1 protein-coding gene is annotated in these 393 nt (G+C 25.4%); it reads right to left on the bottom strand.

The genetic code is table 11. The features are described 5' to 3' along the window. The coding region (locus ELQ12_RS09950) for a DUF3825 domain-containing protein (protein WP_134264762.1) at positions 1-393 on the bottom strand (393 nt) is incomplete at both ends.

The raw sequence follows: 393 nt of genomic DNA, 5'->3' as shown, positions 1-393 counted from the left end.
TTTTTCACAATTTCAGGTAATCGCTCTTTTCTCTCAAAAAGATGCAAATGATTTACCCTAAAATCCAATTTACTATCAAAAATGATTTCATTTTTGAATGTATCATAATCGCTTAAAGATTTAGGTATTTCTAAATCATCTAAAACTCTATCTCCATTAGAACAAAATTTTCTAAAAACATATCCTCCGTTTTCTTGAATTTCAAAGTATGCAAATATTGGAAAAACACCTGTACTATACAAACCTGTATTGAAACATGCCTTTGTTTTGTCTTTATTATAAGTAATAATATCAGGATAGCTTTTATTTTCGTAAATGAACTCAAAATATTTAAATAGATAAGAAAATAAAATATTATTTCCGTTTCCCCAAAATTCTTTTTGAGCTATATTA

It is taken from the genome of Campylobacter sp. US25a (assembly GCF_004379075.1).
In the GTDB taxonomy this organism is placed as follows: Bacteria; Campylobacterota; Campylobacteria; order Campylobacterales; family Campylobacteraceae; genus Campylobacter_D; species Campylobacter_D jejuni.
The sequence above is the reverse complement of the archived record's forward strand: the minus strand, read 5'-3'. Positions and strand labels throughout refer to the sequence as shown.